Source organism: Streptomyces sp. NPDC001135 (assembly GCF_053598395.1).
Map to the genome: position 1 here is coordinate 199,713 of NZ_JBSFKD010000007.1, position 21,869 is coordinate 221,581.

The 21,869-nt window shown below is 73.8% G+C and carries 19 protein-coding genes; 13 read left to right on the plus strand and 6 right to left on the minus strand.

Going from position 1 to position 21,869, the window contains the following annotated elements; all coding sequences use genetic code 11:
* The first annotated feature begins 73 nt into the window (after positions 1-73).
* Entirely contained in the window at positions 74-763 is a 690-nt protein-coding gene (locus ACWC94_RS12120) for a class I SAM-dependent methyltransferase (RefSeq protein ID WP_450796415.1), read from the plus strand.
* Here ACWC94_RS12120 and ACWC94_RS12125 read toward each other — a convergent pair whose 3' ends face one another.
* On the minus strand, positions 764-1,138 hold the full coding sequence (locus ACWC94_RS12125) for a fic family toxin-antitoxin system, toxin component (RefSeq protein WP_450796416.1): 375 nt from the start codon (positions 1,136-1,138) through the stop codon (positions 764-766).
* A gap of 4 nt (positions 1,139-1,142) precedes the next feature.
* Positions 1,143-1,385: a toxin-antitoxin system HicB family antitoxin gene (locus tag ACWC94_RS12130; protein ID WP_450796417.1), complete on the minus strand. Its 243-nt coding sequence runs from the start codon at positions 1,383-1,385 to the stop codon at positions 1,143-1,145.
* 117 nt (positions 1,386-1,502) lie between these two features.
* On the opposite strand from ACWC94_RS12130, the gene ACWC94_RS12135 reads away from it, so the two are divergent.
* The 4 genes from ACWC94_RS12135 (at position 1,503) to ACWC94_RS12150 (ending at position 6,492) form a co-directional block, all read left to right on the plus strand.
* Positions 1,503-2,345, plus strand: a complete 843-nt coding sequence (locus ACWC94_RS12135) for an ABC transporter ATP-binding protein (RefSeq protein WP_450796418.1) — start codon at positions 1,503-1,505, stop codon at positions 2,343-2,345.
* Positions 2,346-2,349: 4 nt separating this feature from the next.
* The gene (locus ACWC94_RS12140; protein ID WP_450796419.1) at positions 2,350-4,917 is read left to right on the plus strand and encodes an ABC transporter permease; all 2,568 of its coding nucleotides are present in this window, start codon (positions 2,350-2,352) and stop codon (positions 4,915-4,917) included.
* Between the two features lie 77 nt (positions 4,918-4,994).
* Positions 4,995-5,882 carry an LLM class F420-dependent oxidoreductase gene (locus ACWC94_RS12145; protein ID WP_450796420.1) on the plus strand — a complete coding sequence of 296 codons (888 nt, stop codon included), beginning with the start codon at positions 4,995-4,997 and terminating at the stop codon, positions 5,880-5,882.
* A 190-nt stretch (positions 5,883-6,072) separates the two neighbouring features.
* Positions 6,073-6,492 carry a GNAT family N-acetyltransferase gene (locus ACWC94_RS12150; protein ID WP_450796421.1) on the plus strand — a complete coding sequence of 140 codons (420 nt, stop codon included), beginning with the start codon at positions 6,073-6,075 and terminating at the stop codon, positions 6,490-6,492.
* A gap of 171 nt (positions 6,493-6,663) precedes the next feature.
* Here ACWC94_RS12150 and ACWC94_RS12155 read toward each other — a convergent pair whose 3' ends face one another.
* Positions 6,664-11,019 (minus strand): CHAT domain-containing protein, encoded by a 4,356-nt coding sequence (locus ACWC94_RS12155; protein ID WP_450796422.1) that lies wholly within the window; start codon positions 11,017-11,019, stop codon positions 6,664-6,666.
* 67 nt (positions 11,020-11,086) lie between these two features.
* Here ACWC94_RS12155 and ACWC94_RS12160 point away from each other — a divergent pair, with 67 nt between their 5' ends.
* The 7 genes from ACWC94_RS12160 to mug all read left to right on the plus strand — a co-directional run bounded on the left by ACWC94_RS12160 (position 11,087) and on the right by mug (position 18,259).
* A complete protein-coding gene (locus ACWC94_RS12160; protein ID WP_450796423.1) occupies positions 11,087-11,473 on the plus strand; it encodes a hypothetical protein in 387 nt (128 codons plus the stop codon).
* 5 nt (positions 11,474-11,478) lie between these two features.
* Positions 11,479-12,399 (plus strand): hypothetical protein, encoded by a 921-nt coding sequence (locus ACWC94_RS12165; RefSeq protein WP_450796424.1) that lies wholly within the window; start codon positions 11,479-11,481, stop codon positions 12,397-12,399.
* Between the two features lie 405 nt (positions 12,400-12,804).
* The gene (locus ACWC94_RS12170; RefSeq protein WP_450796425.1) at positions 12,805-14,148 is read left to right on the plus strand and encodes a hemolysin family protein; all 1,344 of its coding nucleotides are present in this window, start codon (positions 12,805-12,807) and stop codon (positions 14,146-14,148) included.
* The gene (locus ACWC94_RS12175) at positions 14,145-15,164 is read left to right on the plus strand and encodes a hemolysin family protein (RefSeq protein WP_450796426.1); all 1,020 of its coding nucleotides are present in this window, start codon (positions 14,145-14,147) and stop codon (positions 15,162-15,164) included. The genes ACWC94_RS12170 and ACWC94_RS12175 overlap by 4 nt, the downstream gene beginning before the upstream one ends.
* Positions 15,165-15,297: 133 nt before the next feature.
* Positions 15,298-16,086 carry an SGNH/GDSL hydrolase family protein gene (locus tag ACWC94_RS12180; RefSeq protein ID WP_450796427.1) on the plus strand — a complete coding sequence of 263 codons (789 nt, stop codon included), beginning with the start codon at positions 15,298-15,300 and terminating at the stop codon, positions 16,084-16,086.
* A gap of 170 nt (positions 16,087-16,256) precedes the next feature.
* On the plus strand, positions 16,257-17,699 hold the full coding sequence (gene purB / locus ACWC94_RS12185) for an adenylosuccinate lyase (RefSeq protein ID WP_450796428.1): 1,443 nt from the start codon (positions 16,257-16,259) through the stop codon (positions 17,697-17,699).
* 62 nt (positions 17,700-17,761) lie between these two features.
* Entirely contained in the window at positions 17,762-18,259 is a 498-nt protein-coding gene (mug, locus tag ACWC94_RS12190) for a G/U mismatch-specific DNA glycosylase (protein ID WP_450796429.1), read from the plus strand.
* 212 nt (positions 18,260-18,471) lie between these two features.
* On the opposite strand, the gene ACWC94_RS12195 is transcribed toward mug, so the two are convergent.
* From ACWC94_RS12195 to ACWC94_RS12205, 3 genes are read right to left on the minus strand one after another with little or no spacing between them, the layout of a single operon-like run.
* Positions 18,472-18,915, minus strand: coding sequence for a hypothetical protein (locus ACWC94_RS12195; protein WP_450796430.1), 444 nt, complete (start codon positions 18,913-18,915; stop codon positions 18,472-18,474).
* Between the two features lie 41 nt (positions 18,916-18,956).
* A complete protein-coding gene (locus tag ACWC94_RS12200) occupies positions 18,957-19,667 on the minus strand; it encodes an ABC transporter permease (RefSeq protein WP_450796431.1) in 711 nt (236 codons plus the stop codon).
* A gap of 2 nt (positions 19,668-19,669) precedes the next feature.
* Positions 19,670-20,590, minus strand: a complete 921-nt coding sequence (locus ACWC94_RS12205) for an ABC transporter ATP-binding protein (protein ID WP_450796432.1) — start codon at positions 20,588-20,590, stop codon at positions 19,670-19,672.
* 116 nt (positions 20,591-20,706) lie between these two features.
* On the opposite strand from ACWC94_RS12205, the gene ACWC94_RS12210 reads away from it, so the two are divergent.
* A complete protein-coding gene (locus ACWC94_RS12210) occupies positions 20,707-21,861 on the plus strand; it encodes a sensor histidine kinase (protein WP_450796469.1) in 1,155 nt (384 codons plus the stop codon).
* Positions 21,862-21,869: the final 8 nt, after the last annotated feature.

Below are 21,869 nucleotides of genomic sequence, written 5' to 3' on the forward strand. Positions count from 1 at the left end.
GCGCCGACGCAGGGGGTGCGAAGGCGCCGTACGGGGGACACTCCCTCTAGGCCGTCCGTCGGGGAGGTTCGCCATGCGGCTGCTGTCCGGTTCCGACAAGGTCCCGCGGAGTCCCGTGCACCATCCGCTGTTCGCCCGCTGCTACGCCCGGTACAGCGTGAGCGCCGAGACCCGGCTCGGCATGGCCGGTGTGCGCGAGCGGCTGCTCGCGGGACTGTCCGGGCGGGTGATCGAGATCGGTGCCGGCAACGGGCTGAACTTCTCGCACTATCCGAGCGCCGTCGCCGAGGTCGTCGCGATCGAACCCGAGCCGCTGCTCAGGAAGTTGGCGTTCGAGTCGGCCCTGCGCGCCCAGGTCCCGGTCGACGTGGTGCCGGGCGCCGCCGAGGCGCTGCCGGTCAAGAGCGAGGCCTTCGACGCGGTCGTGCTGTCCCTGGTGCTGTGCAGCGTGCGGGACGTACCGCGGGCGCTGAGCGAGGTGCGGCGGGTGCTCAGGCCGGGCGGCCAGGTGCGGTTCTTCGAGCACGGCCGGGGCGGCGGCCCCCTGATGACGCTGACCCAGCGCACCCTGGACCGGACCGTGTGGCCCCTGCTCACCGGCGGATGCCATGTGGCCCGCCGGCCGGTGGCCGCGCTGCGCGAGGCCGGGTTCGCACTCGGCCCCCACCGGCGCGTGATGATGCCGGAGCAGGGTCCGGCGCTGCCGGCGTCGTACTGCACGCTGGGGGTCGCCTGGCGCCCGGACGAGCCGGCCGCGCGCTGATCACAGGCTCCAGCGCCGCAGCTCCCGCGCGATGTCGTCCACGTCGGCCGCGCCCTCCTTCACCAGCCGGGCGAGGTCGCGCACCTGCTCGGGCGTGGTGACCACCTTCGCGCCGCTGGCGACCAGGTAGGCGTAGGCGACCGCCGAGGCGAACAGCGCGTTGGAGCGCTCCAGCGCCGGCAGGTGGATCAGGAGCTGGAGCAGGGAGGCGGCGCGGGCGTGCGGGTTGTCGTAGACCGGCACGCCGAAGATCTCGGCGCGGTGCCGGGCGACGGCGGCGACCAGCGCGCCCCAGTCGGTGACCTGCGGGTCCCCGGGCGTCTTCTGTTCGGCGAGCATGAGGAGCCAGGCGAGGTCGATACTGAGCTCGTTCAAGGGATCAGCGGCCGTCCTCGGTGCCGGCACCGCGGGGGGTCTCGGTGAACTCCTCGGCGAACACGGACTCGTACTGCTTCATGAAGTCGGCGGCGGCCTCGACGAACGTACGGCCGGCTTCCCCGGTGTCCTGTCTGACCAGCTCTTCGATGTAGCGGTTGACGCTGATGCCGCGGGCCAGGGCGCGTTCGCGGGCCGCGCGGGCGGTGCCCTCGTCCACGCGTACGTTCAGCTGGGTCTTCGCCATGCCTCGACGCTAGCGCCGAGGTGCTAGCAAGGCAAGGGCGCGCGTAGGCGCTGCGCCGGGCCGGACTGTCCCTTACGCTCGCCCGGAACGGGCCGTTCGAACGACCGGGAGGCTGTCTTGTCCACACCAGCTGCGCAGCACGCCCCGGGCCGCACGCCCAACGGCTCGGTCGCGGCCCGCGCCCGCGGACTCACCAAGGCCTACGGCTCGGGCGAGACGGCCGTGATCGCCCTGGATTCGGTGGACGTGGACATCGCGCGCGGCCGCTTCACCGCCGTGATGGGCCCCTCGGGGTCGGGGAAGTCCACGCTCATGCACTGTCTGGCGGGCCTCGACACGGTGTCGGCCGGTCAGGTGTGGCTGGGCGACACCGAGATCACCGGTTTGCGGGAACGGGAGCTGACCCGGCTCCGGCGGGACCGGGTCGGGTTCATGTTCCAGTCGTTCAACCTGATCCCGACCCTGACGGCCGCCGAGAACATCACCCTGCCGATGGACATCGCGGGCCGCACGCCCGACCAGCGGTGGCTGGACCAGGTCATCGACACCCTGGGGCTGCGCGGTCGGCTGACGCACCGGCCCGCCCAGCTCTCCGGCGGACAGCAGCAGCGGGTCGCCTGCGCGCGGGCGCTGGCCTCCCGGCCGGAGCTGATCTTCGCCGACGAACCGACCGGGAACCTCGACTCGCGGGCAGGCCTGGAGGTGCTGGGCTTCCTGCGCGGCGCGGTGGACGATCTCGGGCAGACGGTCGTCATGGTCACGCACGACCCGGGCGCCGCCGCCCACTCCGACCTCGTGCTCTTCCTCGCCGACGGGCAGATCGTGGACGAGATGGCACAGCCGACGGCGGAGGCGGTACTGGAGCGCATGCGGGTCTTCCCCGCGGGAAACCCCCAGACCCCCCGTTCCGAGGTGGTCCGGGGCCGGATCGGCGACGACGCCGCCGTGCGGGAGGACTGACCCGGTGCTCAAGGCGACCCTGAGGAGCTTCCTGGCGCACAAGGGGCGGCTCACGCTGTCCGCGCTGGCCGTGATCCTGTCCGTGGCGTTCGTCGCGGGCAGTCTGATCTTCTCCGACACCGTCACCCGTACCTTCGACCGGCTGTTCGCCTCCACCGCCGCCGATGTCACGGTCCAGCCGAAGCAGGATCTGCGGTCGGCCCGGCTCAGCGGTGCGGTGCAGACGCTGCCCGCCGCGCTGCGGGACCGCGTGGCGAAGGTCGACGGGGTCGCGGCGGCCCGCGCCGAGGTGTCGGTGGAGAACGCCGTCGTGGTCGACGCCCACCACAAGTCCGTCGGCCCGACCACGGGCGCCCCGACCCTCGCGACGGCCTGGTACGTCACGCATCGCAGCCCGGTGCGGCTCACCTCCGGCCATGCGCCGCAGGGCGCCGGTGAGGCGCTGCTGGACGCCGACACGGCCGCCAAGAGGCACGTACGGATCGGCGACACGCTGACCGTCCAGGCACAGCCGGGCACGTTCCGGGTACGGGTGGTCGGCATCGCCACGTTCACCACCACCAACCCCGGCGCGGCCCTGGTCTTCCTGGACCCGGCGGTCGCGGGCCGCGAGCTGCTCGGGTCGGCCGCGAAGGCGACCAGCATCGCGGTGGACGCGGCGCCCGGAGTGACCGACGCCCAGCTCAAGCGGCGTGTCGGTCGGGCGGTCGGAACCGGCGCCTACGACCTGAAGACCGCCGGGGAGCAGGCCAAGTCGGCGGCGGCCAGCCTCGGCACCTTCCTCGACGTGATCAAGTACGTGATGCTGGGCTTCGCCGGTGTCGCGCTGCTCGTGGGCGTGTTCCTCATCGTCAACACCTTCTCCATGCTGATCGCCCAGCGCACGCGCGAACTGGGCCTGCTGCGGGCACTGGGCGCGGACCGCAGGCAGGTGCGGCGCTCGGTGCTCACGGAGGCGCTGCTGCTCGGGCTGGTCGGTTCGACACTGGGCCTCCTGGCCGGAATCGGGCTGGCGCTGGGGCTGATCCGGCTGATCAGCGCGTTCGGGATGAACCTGAAGGCCGCGGAGATGGTCATCGGCTGGGCCACGCCCGTCGTGGCGTACGTCGTCGGTGTCGGCGTCACCTTCGTGGCCGCCTATCTGCCCGCGCGGCGCGCGGCGGCCGTGTCGCCGATGGCGGCGCTCGCCGACGCCGAGGTCGCCGGTGTGGGCAAGCCGCTGACGGTACGGGCGATCGTCGGGGCGGTGGTCGGGACGGTCGGCGCGGCGGCGCTGGCCGGGTGCGCGGCGGCCACGAAGACCCCGCAGGCGGCCTCGCTGCTGGGGCTCGGCGTGGTCCTGACGCTGATCGCGACCGTGGTCGCCGGGCCCCTCTTGGTGCGGCCGGTGATCCGGGTCCTGGGCGGGGCGTTTCCGGCGCTGTTCGGCCCGGTCGGCCGGATGAGCCAGCGCAACGCCCTGCGCAACCCGCGTCGTACGGGCGCCACGGCCGCCGCGCTCATGGTGGGCCTGGCCCTGGTCGGCGGGATGTCGGTGGCGAGCGCCTCGATGTCCGCGTCGTTCGACCGGCAGATCGACAACAACCTCGGTGCCGACCTCATCGTCCAGAACACCAGGTTCGCCCCGTTCACCAAGGAGGTGCGGGACGGCGTGGCCCGCACACGCGGCGTCGGTCTCGTCGTCCCGCAGCGGCTCACCCCGGTCGCCGTTCGCCTGCCGAAGGGGGACGAGGTCCGCACGACCGCCGTCGCGTACGGGCCCCGGCTCGACGACGTCCTGCACATCACCTACGCGCAGGGCGGTTCGCGGGCGGCGCTGGCGGACGGTCACCTCGCCATGGACGCCGGCTTCGCCGACGACCACGGTGTGCGCGTCGGCAGCGTCGTACCGGTGGAGTTCCCGGGCGGGCGGCACACCGAGCTGACCGTCGCGGCACTCACCGACCAGGCCACGACGGACGGCTTCGGCACCCAGGGCGGCATCTACTTCGGCCTGGGGACCCTCGCGAAGTACGCGCCCGGCGCCCAGGACTCCGCGCTCTACGTCAACGCGGCCTCCGGTACGAAGCCGCAGGACCTGCGTCCCCGTCTGGAACGGGCTCTCGAGCCGTTCCCGCAGGTCCAGGTGCGCGACCAGACCGACTACAAGCAGCTGGTCCACAACCAGATCGCCGTGCTGCTCTACCTGGTGTACGCACTGCTCGGACTGGCGATCGTGATCGCCGTGCTCGGTGTGGTCAACACCCTGGCCCTGTCGGTGGTGGAGCGCACCCGTGAGATCGGGCTGCTGCGCGCGATCGGGCTGGGGCGGCGGCAGCTGCGCCGGATGATCCGGCTGGAGTCGGTGGTGATCGCGGTGTTCGGCGCGGTGCTCGGGCTGGCGCTGGGGCTCGTGTGGGGCGTGTGCATGCAGCAGGTGCTGGCCCTGCGCGGGCTGACGGCGCTGGCCTTCCCCTGGACGACCATCGTCGCCGTCGTGATCGGTGCGGCGGTGGTGGGCGTGGGGGCGGCCGTGCTGCCGGCGCTGCGGGCGTCACGGATGAATGTGCTGGCGGCGATCGCCCACGAGTGAGGCGCCTTTCCGGGCGTGCGGCGGGCGTGATGGAATCGCAGCTCCCGGCTCAAGTCAGCTGCTCGCTAGGAGAGTTCATGCCGCGTCCGTTCCGCTTCGGGGTCAATCTGCTCACGCCCGCGCCCGCCGCCGAGTGGCGCGCGAAATGCCGCCGCGCCGAGGAACTCGGGTACGACGTGATCCTCGTCCCGGATCACCTCGGCATGGCCGCGCCGTTCCCGGCACTGGTCGCGGCGGCCGAGGCGACCGAACGCCCCCGGCTGGGCACGTTCGTGCTCAACGCGGGTTTCTGGAATCCGGCGCTGCTGGCCCGCGAGGTGGCGACCACCGACGCGCTCACCGGCGGGCGCCTCGAACTGGGGCTGGGCACCGGGTACGTCCCGGCCGAGCACGAGACGGCCGGGCTGCCGTACGGCTCGCCGGGCGAGCGCGTGGACCATCTCCGCCGTACGGTGGCGGAACTGGACCGGCTGCTCGGCTCTCCCGAACACCAGCCGCGCCCCGCCCAGTCCCGGGTGCCGTTGCTGATCGGCGCCAACGGCGACCGGATGCTGCGGCTGACCGCCGAGCACGCGGACATCGCGGCCTTCACCGGAGCCCGGCCGGGGAAGACACCGGGCGGGCTGGAGCCGCTCACCGCCGACGAGCTGGACGAGCGGGTGGCCCGCTACCGGAGCCTCGCGGCGGGCCGGGCGCACGAGGCGGAACTGAACCTCCTCGTCCAGCTCGTGGCGGTCACGGACGACCCGGAACCGGTGCTGAAACCGCTGCTGGAGCGGCAGCCGCGGCTGAGTCCCGACGACGCGCTGGCGCTGCCCATCGTGCTGGCCGGCCCGCTGGAGGACGTCGTCGCCCGGGTGCGGGCACAGCGCGAGCGGTTCGGGTTCTCGTATCTGACGGTCCTGGAGCCCTGCATGGAGGCCTTCGCGCCGGTGATGGAGCGGCTGCGCGAGGAGTCCGCATGAGGGGAACCCGTACGCGGGGCACTCACCCGTTACCCCGCCGTCCTGACCAATCCGCTCCTGCCGGCCCTCGCGGCAGGCACCCGCGCGCCGCCCGCGTCGTGGCGCGGCCCGCCGAACGCGACCGCCATTGTCGAATCCGCGGACGCAAAACCGCTCGCCGGACAGGCGAGCGGTCTGTTTGGCTCACCCCATGAGCGATCTGCACATCCGCTGCGCCACCGTCTCGGACATCGACACCGTGCTGCGGTTCTGGCGCGACGCCGCGGAAGGAAAGAGCATCAGCGACGACCACGACGGAGTGGCCCGACTCCTCACACGCGACCCCGAAGCCCTACTCCTCGCGGAGCGCGACGGCCTCCTCACCGGAACCGTCATAGCCGGCTTCGACGGATGGCGCTGCTCCGCCTACCGACTGGCCGTACACCCCGACCACCGGCGGCAGGGCATCGCCACCGCCCTGCTGGAAGCCGCTGAACAACGCTTCGCCGCCCTGGGCGGGCGACGCGTCGACGCCATGGTCCTGGAAGCGAACGAACAGGCCCACCACGCATGGACCGCGGGCGGCTACCGTCGCGAGGACCACTGGCGTCGCTGGGTCAAGCCCCTGTAGACGCGTGCAGGGTCCGGTTCGTGAGCAGCCGGGATTCGACGGCTGCGGTCATCACCACGGTCAGTGCGAACAGGCGGCTCCCTGAACGCCGACGACGCGCTCGCCGGGCTCCTTCGGCAGCACGCCCCGGGGCGGTGCGCGCTGTCGGCTCGGGCAGCGGTGACGCCTGCTCTACGTCCCCGCGTGGACGTACGCCGCCCAGATGTGCGGGCGGTCGGGGATGCGGCGGCGTAGTCGGCGGACCGTGTCGTGGAGGGCGTGGGCGGCCCCGCGGGTGTCGGGGGCCGTCGTGCGGCGGTAGAAGTCGCGGGTCATGTGGTCGGCGTGGGCGCTGTCGATCTCCCACAGGGTGCCGACCGCGGTGGGGAAGCCGGCCAGCAGGAAGGAGCTCGTGATGTGGATGGCCTCGTCCGTGAGGCGTTCGGCGGTGCGTGCGGTGCCGCAGGCCGCCAGGAAGGCGAGCTGTGCCGCGCGCGGGCGGGCCCGGCAGATCTCCAGGACCGAGACCGGCTCGCCGCTGGGCAGGTGCAGCAGGGCGCCGGAGGGTTCCGTCGGGTCGGTGGCCGCGTGGCAGCCGAAGTGGGCCCACGAGGCGTCGTGCAGCGCGGCGAGCACGGCTTCCCGGGTGGCGGCCGGGCCGGTCAACGGCGCGGGGGCGCCGAGGAGTTCGGCGGCGTGAGCGGTGGCCGCGGCGACGCCGGGGAGGTCGTCCTCGGGTGCGGCGACCAGCAGGGCGCTGCCGTGGTCGGCCGTACCGCGCTGCCGGGCGCGGGCACGGGCGTACGCCAGGGTCTGCAGCCCGGGTACGTACGACGACACCACGGCGTCGAGCGCGGCGCCGCAGCCGTCGCGTTCGCAGTCGGGAGCCGTGCACTGGGCCGCGTGCAGCGGCAGGGCGCTGAAGGGGCCGGTGGGGACCCACCAGATGCGCGGCCAGTCGGCGTGTTCGGGGACGGGGTCCGCCGAGCCGATCAGCTTCAGCACCGGGCGCACGATCTTGTGCCAGGTCCACGCGAGCGTCTCGCGGACCGTGTTGCCCGCGGCGACGAGCTGGTGCGGGGACGGACGGGACGTACCCTGCGCGTTGATGGCGTCCACGGCGTCCCGCAGCTCCCGTGCCGCGGCGGTGATCTCGTCGGCCTCCGCTTCGAGGTGCAGGGCGGTGATCGACCCGTGTGTGATGACGAGGGCGTGGCAGAAACGTCTGCCGTGGTTGAGGACGACTGCCGGGCCGTCGGCCGCGAGCGCCCTCAACTCGTCGGCGGCGAGGGGCCGCAGGAACCCCTCGAAGCCGGGCTGTGCGCGGATGCGCCGTACGAGGCCGTCGAGTTCGCGGGAGGCGCGCAGTCCTGCCAGCCGCGCCCACTCGGCGTCGCCGGCGGCGGCCGTCTCGGGCTGCGCGTCGAGTTGTTCGGTCAGCCGCTCGAACTCGTCGGCCAGCTCGGGGTGCACGGAGCGCAGGTCGCCGATGTCGGCGCGGGCCTCGATCCGCCGGCCGAGCAGAAGACCTCGGCCGCGCTCCAGCAGTTCTGCGGCACGGTCGACCTCGGGGCCTTCGGCCCTGCGCTCAAGGGGGGCGGGTACGGGCGGAATCTGCCCCGCCTCGACCGCGCGCACGCTCTGTTCGAGGGCCTTCACATGAGCGGGGAGCCGGTCGGCGAGCGCTTGGCCGACGAGGTGGGCGAGGACCAGCTCGGTGACCGAGCGGATGTCCCCTTCGAAGCTCGACAGACCGTGCTCGGCGGACGCCTGGTCGCTGCCCCGGTCGGTGACGCCGGCCATGGCCTCGATGCCGGCTTCGAGATGTGCCAGGGCTTGGTCGACCCGGGGCTGACCCCGGCCGAGCGCACCGGCCGCGGCCCCGATCTCGCCGTGGGCCCGCATCCACACCGGGATCGCGGTGTCGTGCCAGGCGTCGGGGTCCGCGACGCCGGAGAGGCGGTCCTGGAGGGGCCCCATGAGGGAGGAGAGCAGGTCGTCCGGGGTGCCGGGGCGGGGAGTGCCCTGGGTGGTGGTCACCTCCGGCAGGCGGCCCCGGCCGATGAGGTCGAGAACGGTCCGCATCGCGGCGCCCGCATCCACCGGGGCACCCTCCGGCATCTCGTCCGTCAGGACGCGGCTCAGTTCCTCCGCCTCGGCCAGCAGGGCCTGCGCCCGCTCCGGTTCGGTGGCCCGGAGCGCGATGGCACGCTGTGCGAGCGCCCGGGCGAGCGTCATCGCGATCATCGGCCGCATGAGGTGTCCGGGGGCGCACCGGGCGAAGGTCGCCCGGCACTGGTCGACCACGTCGTCGCTGAGGTCCCGGCGCGGGCCGCCGCCCGGTCCCACGGTCTCGACGAGGTCGACGTAGGCGTCGCCCATCAGGTCGTACCAGGGCCGGTCGGCCCCGGTGGTCCCGGCGCGGGTGGCGTCCCTCATGCGGCGGGCGATCCGCCGGGCCCGTTCCAGCTGGGCCGGTTCATGGCCGAACAGGTAGTTCTGGAGGGCGTTGTGCAGCTCGGTGCGGCCCGCCAGGAGCTCCTTGTCGGTCTCGGACAGTACCGGTTCGCCGGGCCGGGGCTCCGCCTCTGGCGCCGGCATGCCGGGCACACCCGGCGCCGAGGCGAGCAGGGCCGCCGCCTCGCGTGCGCCCTCCGCGTCGAAGCGGCCGATCGACAGGGTCGTGAGCGCGTCCGCGAGCATCCGGTCGAACTCGCCCGGAAGGTCGGACGCGTGCGCGCGGGCGTCGCGCAGCAGCCTGACGACCTCCTCGAGCTCGGTGAGGCGGGGGCGGCCGGCGGACCGGGCGGACAGGGCGGCACCGAGCGCGGCGGAGAGGTAGGGCCGCAGGGTGGTGTCGTCCTCGCCCATGTCCTCGATGAGCTCCCGGATGATCTCGATGTCGGCGTCGAGGTTCTCGGGGCCGGCCAGGCGGACGTCGCCCATGCGGGTCAGCTGCTCCACCATGCCGCGCATGGCGTCGTCCGGAACGTCCCCCGTGCCGACCGAGGCCATGGCGACGGGCAGCGCCACCGCGAACAGGCCCCGCCGCAGCAGGTCCGAGGCCAGAAACCCGGCCGGGGCACCTGCCGCCAGCTCCTCGGTCAGTTCCCGGCACTCCGCCGCGAGCAGCCCGGCCCGGGCCGGCTCGGTGTCGCACAGTGCCTCGGCACGCAGCCCGGTGAGCGCGGCCAGTACGGCGACGTAGGCGTGGCGGTGCGGCCGGTCGGCGGGGAGGGCGGCGACGGCGGTGCGGTAGCGGGCGATCCGCTCGTCGGAGGTGTCGTCGGGCTCGAATCCGGCGGCCAGACCGGCGAGTTCGAGGTCGATGTCGAGGGCGCCGCCCGTGTGCGCGGCGCCCTCCCGGACCCGTTCGACGAATCGCCCGAGGAGCGGGGCGACCCGCTCCAGGTCGTCCGGGTCCCCGCTCCGGCCGGCCTCCTTCAACTCCCGGTATGCGGAGAGCATTTCCCGCTGCTCGTCACTCAGCACCCCGGCCGAGTCGAGCAGTTCCATGGCCTCCGCGGCCGCCTCCTCGTCCTCGCGCTCCGCCGCGAAGGCCGCGAGCGCCCGGCCGAGCGCGGTGGTCACCTCGGGGTGCGCGGGATGCCCGGCGGGGGTGGCCGCCAGGGCCGTACGCAGCCGTCGTACGGCGCAGGCGACGCGGCCCGCGTCGTGCTCGGCGATGCCCGCGTCCGCGAGGGTCACGCCGACGACCAGGTCGCGTTCGCCGGGCCAGGTGACGGGCTGGGCGTCCAGCATGCGCAGGAAGCGCAGCCCGTCGGCGGTCTCCGGGGTGACCGCGCCGTCGGGTGCCGCCGCGACCAGTTGTTCGACCAGGGTGAGCCGGGGCGCACCGAGCAGCCGTGCGGCGTCCACCACCGTGCGCAGGGTGGCCGCGGCGACGGCCCGCGCCCCCTCGACGTCGAACAGCCCCGGCTCGACGGCGGCGAGCCGCGTGCACACCGCCCGCCCGTACCGGGCCGCGGCTGCCAGCCCGTCCGGGTCCGCCGCCGACTGGAAGCGGGTCATGTGGAGGTCGTGGGCCTGGACGGCCAACTCCACGAATCCCACGTGGTCCTCGGCCAGTACGTACTCGAACGAGGTGTCCGACCAGGCGAGGGCGGACTCGAGGGCGGCCGTCCTGGCCTGCTGCGGCCCCTCGACCGCGACAGTGAAGTACGCCGCGCTCATCAGATGCGCGAACCGCGCCTCGTGGGACGGGTCGGCGGGGTCGAAGCCCTCCGTCAGGGCCTCGGGAAACCCGGCGCCGTCGGGGACGCGCGGGCACAGGAACCCGAAGGTACCCGACACGAGGGTCAGATTCTGTGCCGCGTCGGGGTCCTCGGCGCCCTGGTGGCGGAGCCAGAAGGTCCAGAAGACGGCCGCGAGCGAGTCGAGGTCGATCGTCTCCTCGGGCGAGGGCGCGGCCTCACGCAGCAGGGCCAGCGCGTCGGCCACCGCGTCCTGATCGCGCAGGGGTGCGGGATCGCGGGCGTTCTGAGCCGTGACGAGACGTGCGACCACGCGCTCCCGAAGCTCGGACATCGCTTCCTACATTAGTCTGACCGACTGTCAGGGGGAAGGCGTGCACGGGACGTTCAGGGAGGCGGCCGTGGGGGACGGGGCGAAGGCGCACAGGGTGTACGAGGATGCCGTGGAATACCTGTGCCGCAATGTCGAGGAGCTGCGCCCGCTGATCGCCTCCGCCGTCTGGGAGTCGGCCTTCCCGGTCGTACGGGACGCGGACCCGGCCGGCACGCAGTGGCGGGACGCCGTACGTGCCCTGCACGAGGCGGTCGAGTCGGCCGGCATCCCGAACGGGCTCGGGCTGCCCGCCACCATGGGCGTGGGCGACTGGCCCGGCGCCCCCACCCCGCAGTCGGCGGGCTGGGTCTGCCCCACCGGCCGCTGTGCCAGGGTCGAGCTGCGGAACGGGGTCGCCGCCGCGACGCCGGTCTGTGCGCTGGGCGGCGGCCCGATGCGTCCGGTGGACGGCTGACGACGATGGGGCTCCTCATCGAGCTGCAGAAGCGCCTGCCCGACGGCTGGTTCCTGCGGCGGCTGCTGCCCGCCGCTCTGTTCGTCGCGGTCGCGGTCGTCGGCGGCGGCGAGTTGGGCCACGCACACTGGAACGACGTCGCCCTGGCCCACGAGCGGATCGCCGGCGCGCTGCGCACGGGCGGCGGCCTGTCCGCGAACGCCGTCGCCTCGCTCGTGCTCTTCGCGGTGCCGGTGATGGGGGCCGCGTTCGCGGTGCCGTACGCCGCGGTCGCGATCGGGGCCCTGGCGTCCGGGGCCTGGCCGTGGTGGCTGATGCCGCTGGGCCGGCGGGTGAAGGCGTGGCGGATCCGGCACTGGGTGGAGCCGGACACGCTGGCCAGGGAGTCCGTACGGGCACGCGGCGCGGGCCACGCCCTGCGCGCCGACCGGCTCGACGCGCGGGCCGCCCGCGCCAGAGCCGTCGGGCGGCCCGAGTCACCGACCTGGTCGGGCGACCGGTTCCGCCTCACCGAGGCGAACATCAGAAGGGAGACGGGCGGCGACGTCGTACACGGCTGGACCGCACTCCTGCTCGGGGCTGCCGACTCACCCCGCGCCGCGCTGGCCGAGGCCCGCGACGCCTACGACGCGGCCTGCGAGGGCCTCGCCTGGAGCACGGCGTTCGCGGTCATCGGCGCCTGGTGGTGGCCCGCGGCCCCGATCGGCGCCCTCCTCGGCCTCGCCTCCTGGCGCGCGCTGCGCCGCGCGGTACAGGCACTGTGCCGCACGACGGAGGCGGCGTTCACCCTGCGGGAGCCGGACCCGTCGACCACCCGGTCCTCACCTCGCTCCCCGGCCGCACCTCACGGCCCGGGCGTCCCGTCCGAACCAGCCCATCCGGGAGGCGGTGACGACCAGTTGGGCCCGGTCGCGGGCGTTCCCTGACCGCCATGCCCGCGTGGAGCCCGACGCGGCAGCCGGGCCGGCCACGGCCGTCCGCGAGGGGCCGGCCGGCATCAGGCGTGCCACCTCGGCCACGACAGCGGCACCAACCGCCGTATGTTCGCGACGCCGGCCACGACGACGCCGGTGCCGGCTTCCCCGCCGCGGAGGGAGACGCGGGCACGGCGGCATCGGGGCCGCCGGTTACGGCCCCAGGAGCACCGGCGGCGCCGGATGAAGCCGCTCACCGATCCGCGTCACCGAGCACTCTTTGCTCATCCTTTACCATTGAGGGAGCACTCGGCCCTCCATGAAAGGTTGTGAGCGTCCGCCCATGGGCGAGCCTCCCAGTACGCGCCACCGCGCGCCCCGTCCCGCCCTGTCCGATCATGGGACGGGGGTGACCCGATGACCGAAGTGCTCCTGCTTCTGGTGGCGATCCTGCTGTCGCTCGCCTGTGGTGCCTTCGTGGCGGCGGAGTTCTCGCTGACCACGGTGGAGCGCGGCGAGCTGGAGCGGGCCGCCGAGCGCGGCGAACGCGGCGCCGCAGGCGCCCTGAAGGCCGCACGGAACCTGACCTTCCAGCTCTCCGGCGCCCAGCTCGGCATCACCGTCACCAACCTGGTGGTCGGCATGCTCGCCGAGCCGTCCATCGCCAAGCTGCTCGCCGGCCCGTTCCGGGCGATGGGCCTGTCGGACGGCACGGCGAGTTCCGTCGCCCTCGTGCTCGGTACGGCCCTGTCGACGGTGTTCCTGATGGTCGTCGGCGAGCTGGTGCCGAAGAACTGGGCGATCTCCTCACCTCTGGCCGTGGCCAAGCGGGTGGGCAATCCGCAGCGCTGGTTCAGCGCCGCCTTCCGGCCCTTCATCACGCACCTGAACAACACGGCCAACCGTTTCGTGCGCCGGCTCGGCATCGAGCCCGCCGAGGAGCTGGCCTCCGCGCGCGGGCCGCAGGAGCTGGCGGCGCTCGCCCGGCACTCCGCCAAGGAGGGCGCACTGGAGCCGGACACCGCCGAGCTGTTCGTGCGCACGCTGAACCTGGCCGACCTCACGGCGGAGAACGTGATGACCCCGCGCGTCCAGGTCGTCGCCCTCGACACCCAGGCCACCTGCGAGGACGTGGCCAACGCGACCCGGGCCACCGGGCTGAGCCGGTTCCCGGTCTACCGGGGCACCCTGGACTCGGTCGTCGGGACCGCCCACATCAAGGACGTACTGGCCGTCCCCGCCGACCAGCGGCGCCACCGCACCGTCGCCCAGGTGATGCGCGAGCCGCTCCTCGTGCCCGAGTCCCTGACCGTCGACCGGCTGCTGGACCGGCTGGGCGGCAGGCGCACCATGGCCGTCGTCATCGACGAGTACGGCGGCACGGCCGGCGTGGCGACCCTGGAGGACATCGTCGAGGAGGTCGTCGGCGAGGTACGGGACGAGCACGACCCGCACGAGACGCCGGACCTCGCCCCCGCCGGGGCGGACCAGGAGGGGCGAGCCCTGTACTCGGCCGACGGCGCCGCCCGCACCGACCAGCTCGCGCGCGTGGGCCTGCGGGTGCCCGAGGGGCCGTACGAGACCCTGGCCGGGCTGGTCGCGACCCTGCTGGGCCGGATACCGCGGATCGGTGACACGGTCGAGGTCGCGGGCTGGCGGCTGGACGTGGTGGACGCCACCGGCCGCCGCGCGGCGCGGGTGCTGCTGCACGCGCCGCTGGACGACGAGCAGGCCCACGAGAGCGCGGAGGGGGCGCGATGACCGCCGTACAGCTGCTGATCGGGCTGGCGACCCTGGTCGTCAACGCCTTCTTCGTCGGCGCCGAGTTCGCACTGATCTCCGTGCGCCGCTCACAGGTCGAGCCGCCGGCCCAGGAGGGCGACCGGCGCGCGAAGGCCGTGCTGTGGGGCCTGGAGCACGTCTCGGCGCTGCTGGCCGCCGCCCAGCTGGGCATCACGCTGTGCACGCTGGTCCTGGGCGTGGTCGCGGAACCGGCGATCGCGCATCTGCTGGAGCCGGTGTTCCACGCGGTCGGTGTGCCCGTGAGCGCGGGTCACGCCGTGTCCTTCGTGATCGCGCTGACCCTCGCGACCTATCTGCACATGCTGCTCGGCGAGATGGTGCCCAAGAACATCGCGCTCGCCGAGCCGGTGCGCAGCGCGCTGCTGCTCGGCCCGCCGCTCGTGGCACTGTCCCGGACCCTGCGCCCGGTGATCTTCGCGGTCAACGCCTTCGCGAACGGGCTGCTGAAGGTGCTCCGGGTGGAGGCCAAGGGCGAGGTCGCGGCGACCTTCACGGACACCGAACTCGCCGAGATCGTCAAGGACGCCAGCGAGGCGGGCCTGATCGACGACCGGGCGCAGGAGCGGCTGCACGACGCCCTGGAGCTGGGCAGCCGGCCGGTGCGGGATGTCGTGGTGCCGCTGGAGCGGGTGGTGTACGCGCGCGTGGGCGTCACCCCGGAGCAGCTGGAGCGGCTGTCGGCCGAGTCGGGTTTCTCCCGGTTCCCCGTGGTCGACACGGGCCGGCGGATCGTGGGCTATCTGCACGTCAAGGACGCGCTGGATGCCTCGCCGCGGGACGTGCCGTTCCGGCTGCGGGACATGCGGTCCATCGCGCGCGTACGGGAGGGCACTCCGCTGGACGACGTGCTCACCGCGATGCGCGGCAGCCGTACGCACCTGGCGGCGGTGCTCGGCGACGACGGCCGGCTGGCCGGCCTGGTGACCATGGAGGACGTGCTGCGGGAGCTGTTCGGGCAGCCGGCTCCGGGATGACGGCGGGCCCGCCGGACGTTTCCGGGGCGACCGGCCGGCGGGTACGGACGGACCCGGCGCGACCGGCCGGGGTCCGGACCGGCCCGGGGTGACCGACCGGCTGGTATGGAGGCGGGATACCATTGCTCACGCCATGCAGACGAATCCCACACCTCCCCCGTACAGCAGCCTGGTCGCGGTCGGCGACTCCTTCACCGAGGGCATGTCGGACCTGCTGCCCGACGGCTCCTACCGGGGCTGGGCCGACCTGCTCGCCACGCGGATGGCCGCCCGCTCCCCCGGCTTCCGGTACGCCAACCTGGCCGTGCGCGGGAAGCTGATCGGGCAGATCGTCGACGAGCAGGTGGACGTGGCGGCCGCCATGAACGCCGACGTCATCACGCTGGTCGGCGGGCTCAACGACACCCTGCGGCCCAAGTGCGACATGGGCCGCGTGAAGGGACTGCTGACCGAGGCCGTGGAGCGTCTGGCGCCGTCCTGCGAGCGGCTGGTGCTGATGCGCAGCCCCGGCCGCCAGGGCCCGGTGCTGGAGCGGTTCCGGCCGCGCATGGAGGAGCTGTTCGCCTGCGTGGACGAGCTGGCCGCACGCCACGGCGCGGTCGTCGTCGACCTGTACGGGGCGCCCTCGCTCGGCGACCCGCGGCTGTGGGACGTGGACCGGCTGCATCTGACGGCGGACGGGCACCGCCGGGTCGCCGAGGCGGTGTGGCAGACGCTCGGGTACGAGCCGGAGGACACCGAGTGGCATGTGCCGCTGCCGGCCACCCTCCCGCCGGGCTGGCTGACGCGCCGGGTGGCGGACGCGCGCTTCGCCCGGCAGCACCTGCTGCCGTGGATAGGCCGGCGCCTGACCGGCCGCTCCTCGGGGGACGGCCGCCCGGCCAAGCGGCCGGAGCTGCTGCCGTACGAGGGCCCGGCGTAGCCCCACGTGCTGGGTCGCCGTTCGTCCGCGGCACCGTCGTGGCCGGTCGCGCCCACGCGGCGGAGCCGCACACGGAATACGGCCCCGCGCCCCTTCGGGGCGCTTTCGTAGGTTCCGCCGAACAGGGGCCTGGCGCTGGCCTGCACAAACCGCCAGTAGAATCTGGACACGTGACTTCTGCGCCCGCCAAGCCCCGCATCCCGAACGTCCTCGCCGGACGCTACGCCTCCGCCGAGCTCGCCACGCTCTGGTCCCCCGAGCAGAAGGTGAAACTGGAGCGGCAGCTCTGGCTCGCCGTGCTGCGCGCCCAGAAGGACCTGGGCATCGAGGTGCCGGACGACGCGATCGCCGACTACGAGCGTGTCCTCGACACCGTCGACCTGGCCTCGATCGCCGAGCGCGAGAAGGTCACCCGGCACGATGTGAAGGCGCGGATCGAGGAGTTCAACGACCTCGCCGGGCACGAGCACGTGCACAAGGGCATGACCTCCCGCGACCTCACCGAGAACGTCGAGCAGCTGCAGATCCGGCTGTCGCTGGAGCTGATGCGCGACCGTACGGTGGCCGTCCTCTCGCGCCTCGGCAAGCTCGCGGGCGAGTACGCGGAGCTGGTCATGGCGGGCCGCTCGCACAACGTGGCCGCGCAGGCCACCACCCTCGGCAAGCGTTTCGCGACCGCCGCCGACGAGCTGCTGGTCGCCTACGGCCGCGTCGAGGAGCTGCTCGGCCGCTACCCGCTGCGCGGGATCAAGGGCCCGGTCGGCACCGCGCAGGACATGCTCGACCTGCTCGGCGGTGACGCCACGAAGCTCGCCGAGCTGGAGGACCGGATCGCCGGGCACCTCGGCTTCTCGCAGGCGTTCACGTCGGTCGGCCAGGTCTACCCGCGCTCGCTGGACTACGAGGTCGTCACCGCGCTGGTGCAGCTGGCGGCGGCGCCGTCCTCGCTGGCCAGGACGATCCGGCTAATGGCCGGGCACGAGCTGGTCACCGAGGGCTTCAAGCCGGGCCAGGTCGGCTCCTCCGCGATGCCGCACAAGATGAACACCCGCTCCTGCGAGCGCGTCAACGGCCTCATGGTCATCCTGCGCGGCTATGCCTCGATGACCGGCGAGCTGGCGGGCGACCAGTGGAACGAGGGCGACGTGTCCTGCTCGGTGGTGCGCCGTGTCGCGCTGCCGGACGCCTTCTTCGCGCTGGACGGTCTGCTGGAGACCTTCCTGACCGTGCTCGACGAGTTCGGTGCCTTCCCGGCCGTCGTCGCCCGCGAGCTGGACCGCTATCTGCCGTTCCTCGCCACCACCAAGGTGCTGATGGGCGCCGTGCGGGCCGGGGTCGGCCGCGAGGTCGCGCACGAGGCGATCAAGGAGAACGCCGTGGCCACCGCGCTCGCGATGCGCGAGCAGGGCGCCGAGCGCAACGATCTGCTGGACAAGCTCGCCGCCGACGAGCGCCTGCCGCTGGACCGCGAGCAGCTCGCGGCGCTGATGGCCGACAAGCTGTCCTTCACCGGCGCCGCCGCCGACCAGGTCGGTGTGGTCGCCGGCCGGATCGAGGAGATCGTCAAGCAGCACCCGGAGGCCGCCGGTTACACCCCCGGAGCGATCCTCTGACCCGCACACCCCGCTCCCCCCGCTTCACCAAGGGGGAGCTGGAGGCCGCCCGCGACCGTCTCGTGCCGGACGTCGTCGCGGACGGCCTCCGTGTGCTGTTCTGCGGCATCAACCCGGGACTGATGACGGCGGCGACCGGTCGCCACTTCGCCCGTCCCGGCAACCGCTTCTGGCCGGTGCTGCACCTGTCGGGCTTCACGCCGAGGCTGCTGATCCCTGCCGAGCAGCGGGAACTGCTGTCGTACGGGCTGGGCATCACGAATGTCGTGGCACGGGCGACCGCGCGGGCCGACGAGCTGACCGCCGAGGAGTACGTCGAGGGCGGGCGGCTGCTGACCGAGAAGGTGACCCGGCTGCGGCCGCGGTGGCTGGCCGTGGTCGGGGTGACCGCCTACCGGGCCGCCTTCGGTGACCGCACCGCGCAGGTCGGACCGCAGGAGCGGACCATCGGGGACAGCCGGATCTGGGTGCTGCCCAACCCCAGCGGGCTGAACGCGCACTGGACGGCGGCGACCATGGCGGAGGAGTTCAGCCGGCTGCGGGTCGCGGCGCAGGCCTAGGCCCTGTCGTCACACTCCCGTCTGCCCCGCGACGCCATGCATGTTCCCCCCACTGCCTCAAGGGCGTGGGAGGTGCCCCCACTCGCCGCACCTGACACCGCAGGGCCGCCCTCCGGGCGACGACGGGAGTGTGACGACAGGGCCTAGGGGCTCTGCGTGACGGTGGCCCGGCGCGGAGTCGGGGCCGGCTGCCGACGCCACGCGGCCCGTGGTCACGGCGGAGGTATCTCCGTGACCACGGCCAGGAGCCGTATCTCGTCCGCGGGGTCCCGGTCGGCGACGCCGACGGCGACCCAGCGGCCGGCCCCCGCCAAGGGCCAGACCTCCAGCTCGTCGGTGAGCAGGCTGAGGGTGGCCCAGGGTTCCGGTATCTCCTCGCCACGGCTCAGGCGCAGGCGCACCGTGAGCTGGCCCCACAGCGGCTGACGGCCCCAGCGGTCGTGCAGCCGCTCCGCTATGGCCTCCCGGTACGCCTGGAAATCCGTAGCCGTCCGCTGCCGCACCGAGGCGTGGCCCACTCGCATCCCGTGGCTCGTCTCTAACGCCACGGTGGCGTAACCGGGTCCTGCCGTGCCCGACTCGGACCGGCCGTGCTCCACCGGGAACTCCCGGGCGCACAGCCGGTCGATCACAGCGAGGTGGTTCGCGATGTCCATGTGATCCAGTAAAGCGGGCACCACTGACAATTGGCGGGCTGTCAGGCGTCCCTGCGGTCCAGGGCCCACGCGCCCGCAAGCAGCGCGGCCACCGACCACAGCGCGGTCACCGCGAGCCCGCTCCACGGCCCCAGGGCGCCGTCCCAGGTGCTGTGCAGGGCGACTTGGCCGGCCCGGTCGGGGAGGAAGTCGGCGACGCCTCCGGACAGGTCGCCGATGACGAAGGACACGATCAGCAGGAACGGGATCAGCACGGACAGGGTCGCGACACCGCTGCGCAGCACGGCCGCGAACCCGGCCGCGAACAGCGCCATCAGCGTCAGGTGCAGTGCGCAGCCGACCGCGCCGCGCAGCCCCTCGCCCCAGGTCGGCCCGGAGGCCCCGAGGATCGACTTCCCGACCAGCAGGGTGACCAGCCCGGTGAGGAGACCGACGGCCAGCACGGGCAGGGCGATCGCGGCGGCCTTGGCGGCGAACCACCGCAGGCGGTCGGGCACCGCCGACAGCGTCAGCCGCAGTGCGCCGCCCCGGAACTCGGCCGAGACGGCCGTCGTGCCGAAGCCGATCGCCGCGATCTGGCCGAAGCTGACGCCGGAGAACACCGAGTACAGCGGGTCCGAGCCGTCGGCGTCGGCAGCCGCGAGAGCCGAGAACGCGGCGGTGACGAGGGGGACGGCGGCCAGGCTGCCGACGAGCGGGCGCAGGGTACGGATCTTGATCCACTCGGCGTGCAGAACGGGTGTGAACTCCATGCTCAGGCCTCCTGGGGCAGTGCGGTGAACTCGGCTTCGGCGGCGGTCAGATCGAGATAGGCCTCCTCCAAGGTGGCCTCGTGCGCGGCCAGTTCCAGGACGGGCAGGCCCGCCTGGGCCATGAGCCGGCCGATGTCGTCCACGCGTGCGTGCCGCACGGTGCGGGATCCGTCCGGGTCCGGGGAGGCGGCGAGGCCGTGTCGGGCGAGCAGGTCGTCCAGTGCGGCGGGCTCGCTGGTGCGGATCCTCACGTGCGGCCGTACGCGCGCGTGGATGAACTCCTGGACCGGTGTGTCGGCCAGCAGCCGCCCTCGTCCGAGGATCACCAGGTGGTCGGCGAAGGCGGCGGTCTCGCCCATCAGATGGCTGGAGACCAGGACCGTGCGGCCCTCCCCGGCGAGCCGGCGCAGCAGTGTGCGGATCCAGACGATGCCTTCGGGGTCGAGGCCGTTGGCGGGTTCGTCGAGCAGGACGACCTCGGGGTCCCCGAGGAGTGCGGCGGCGATGCCGAGCCGCTGGCGCATGCCGAGGGAGTAGGTGCGTACCCGGCGCCGGGCCACGTGGGCGAGTCCGGTCTCCTCCAGGACGGCGTCGACCCGGCGGTCGGGGATGCGGTTGCTCGCGGCGAGGGCGCGCAGGTGGTCACGGGCGCTGCGGGAACCGTGCGCGGCCCGGGCGTCGAGCAACGCGCCGACCCGGCGCAGCGGTTCACGCAGGGTCGCGTAGGCGTGGCCGCCGATGGTGGCGGTGCCCGAGGTGGGCCGGTCGAGGCCGAGGACGAGGCGCATGGTGGTGGACTTGCCGGCGCCGTTGGGGCCGAGGAAGCCGGTGACGCGGCCGGGGCGCACGCTGAAGGTGAGCTGGTCCACGGCCCGCCGTCCGCCGTACTCCTTGCTGAGGTCGCGTACGTCGATGCTGGTCATGGCAACAGCCTTGCCGTCCGGGGGTGTCGGGGCCTCCCCCGCCGGTGGGGAGCGTCTCCCCCGTGCGAGGGAGGCCCGTTGCCGGTGCCGCCTGCGACGATGGCGTCATGCCCCGCATGATCCGTTTCCTGCGCCCGCTCCTGCGCGGGACGACGTACACGCGCCTGCTGCATCTGTGGGTGCCGATGCTGGCGGTCAGCATCTGGCTCTTCATCGGCCCGTCGGTCCCCTGGGTGCCCGCGCTGGTGCTCGTCCCGCTCGGGCTGGTGCCCACGGTGCGCAGGGGCGAGGGTGTGCAGGCACGGCTGCTGCTCACGCCCGGGGAGGCGGAGCCGGACATCTCGCAGGCGCCGTCGGCGACCTGGCGGGACCGGGGGCGCACGGTGCTCTGGCTGGAGCTGCGGATGCTCCTGGGCGCGGCGGCGATGTTCGCCACGGTGTGGCTGCTCGTCACCGGCTTCGAACTGGCGCGGTGCGCCTGGGGGCGGGCGCCGTCCGGGGTGCCGCTGATGGAGGGGCTGCCGCCGTACCGAGCCTGGGCCCTGCTGGCACCGCTGCCGCTGTTCGCCCTGTACGGCGTGGTGGTCGGACTCGGCGAGCTGATCACCTTGTGCGCGCGCCGGCTTCTGGGCCCCTCCGCGGCCGAGCGGCTGGCCGCGCTGGAGGAGCGGACCGAACAACTGCTGGAACGGACCCGTATCGCGCGTGAGTTGCACGACTCGATCGGGCACGCCCTGACGGTGGCGGTGGTGCAGGCCGGCGCGGCGCGGGCGGCGGGCGATCCGGAGTTCACCGACCGCGCGCTCGACGCGATCGAGGAGACCGGGCGGGCGGCCCTGGAGGACCTGGAGCGGGTGCTGGGCGTGCTGCGGGAGGCCGAGCGGCCGGTGAGCGCCCGGCCCACGCTGGCCGACGCCGGCCGGCTCCTGGAGTCGGCGCGGGCCTCCGGCGCGAAGGTCGACGCCGAGGTGACGGGCCCGGTCGCGGCCGTCCCCGGGCCGGTGTCCCGGGAGGGGTACCGGATCCTGCAGGAGGCGCTCACCAATGTGCTGCGGCACGCGGGCGCCGTGCCCGTACGGGTCCGGGTCGCGGTCACCGACGGCCGGCTCGCGCTGGAGGTCCGCAATCCCCTGCCGGGCACGATACCCGGCCCCGGGCGGGGCAGCGGCCTGCGCGGCATACGGGAGCGGGCCGCGCTGCTCGGGGGCAGTGCCCGAACCGGCCCGGACGAGGGCGACTGGCAGGTGTGCGCGGAGCTGCCGATCAGCTGATCTAGTCT

Bases quoted from the DNA above. Each gene is read 5' to 3' on its own strand.
- ACWC94_RS12120 (WP_450796415.1), top strand. From the start codon at position 74: ATGCGGCTGCTGTCCGGTTCCGACAAGGTCCCGCGGAGTCCCGTGCAC.
- ACWC94_RS12130 (WP_450796417.1), bottom strand. From the start codon at position 1,385: ATGGCGAAGACCCAGCTGAACGTACGCGTGGACGAGGGCACCGCCCGC.
- ACWC94_RS12145 (WP_450796420.1), top strand. From the start codon at position 4,995: ATGCCGCGTCCGTTCCGCTTCGGGGTCAATCTGCTCACGCCCGCGCCC.
- ACWC94_RS12150 (WP_450796421.1), top strand. From the start codon at position 6,073: ATGAGCGATCTGCACATCCGCTGCGCCACCGTCTCGGACATCGACACC.
- ACWC94_RS12155 (WP_450796422.1), bottom strand. From the start codon at position 11,019: ATGTCCGAGCTTCGGGAGCGCGTGGTCGCACGTCTCGTCACGGCTCAG.
- ACWC94_RS12165 (WP_450796424.1), top strand. From the start codon at position 11,479: ATGGGGCTCCTCATCGAGCTGCAGAAGCGCCTGCCCGACGGCTGGTTC.
- ACWC94_RS12170 (WP_450796425.1), top strand. From the start codon at position 12,805: ATGACCGAAGTGCTCCTGCTTCTGGTGGCGATCCTGCTGTCGCTCGCC.
- ACWC94_RS12175 (WP_450796426.1), top strand. From the start codon at position 14,145: ATGACCGCCGTACAGCTGCTGATCGGGCTGGCGACCCTGGTCGTCAAC.
- ACWC94_RS12180 (WP_450796427.1), top strand. From the start codon at position 15,298: ATGCAGACGAATCCCACACCTCCCCCGTACAGCAGCCTGGTCGCGGTC.
- ACWC94_RS12195 (WP_450796430.1), bottom strand. From the start codon at position 18,915: ATGGACATCGCGAACCACCTCGCTGTGATCGACCGGCTGTGCGCCCGG.
- ACWC94_RS12200 (WP_450796431.1), bottom strand. From the start codon at position 19,667: ATGGAGTTCACACCCGTTCTGCACGCCGAGTGGATCAAGATCCGTACC.
- ACWC94_RS12205 (WP_450796432.1), bottom strand. From the start codon at position 20,590: ATGACCAGCATCGACGTACGCGACCTCAGCAAGGAGTACGGCGGACGG.
- ACWC94_RS12210 (WP_450796469.1), top strand. From the start codon at position 20,707: ATGATCCGTTTCCTGCGCCCGCTCCTGCGCGGGACGACGTACACGCGC.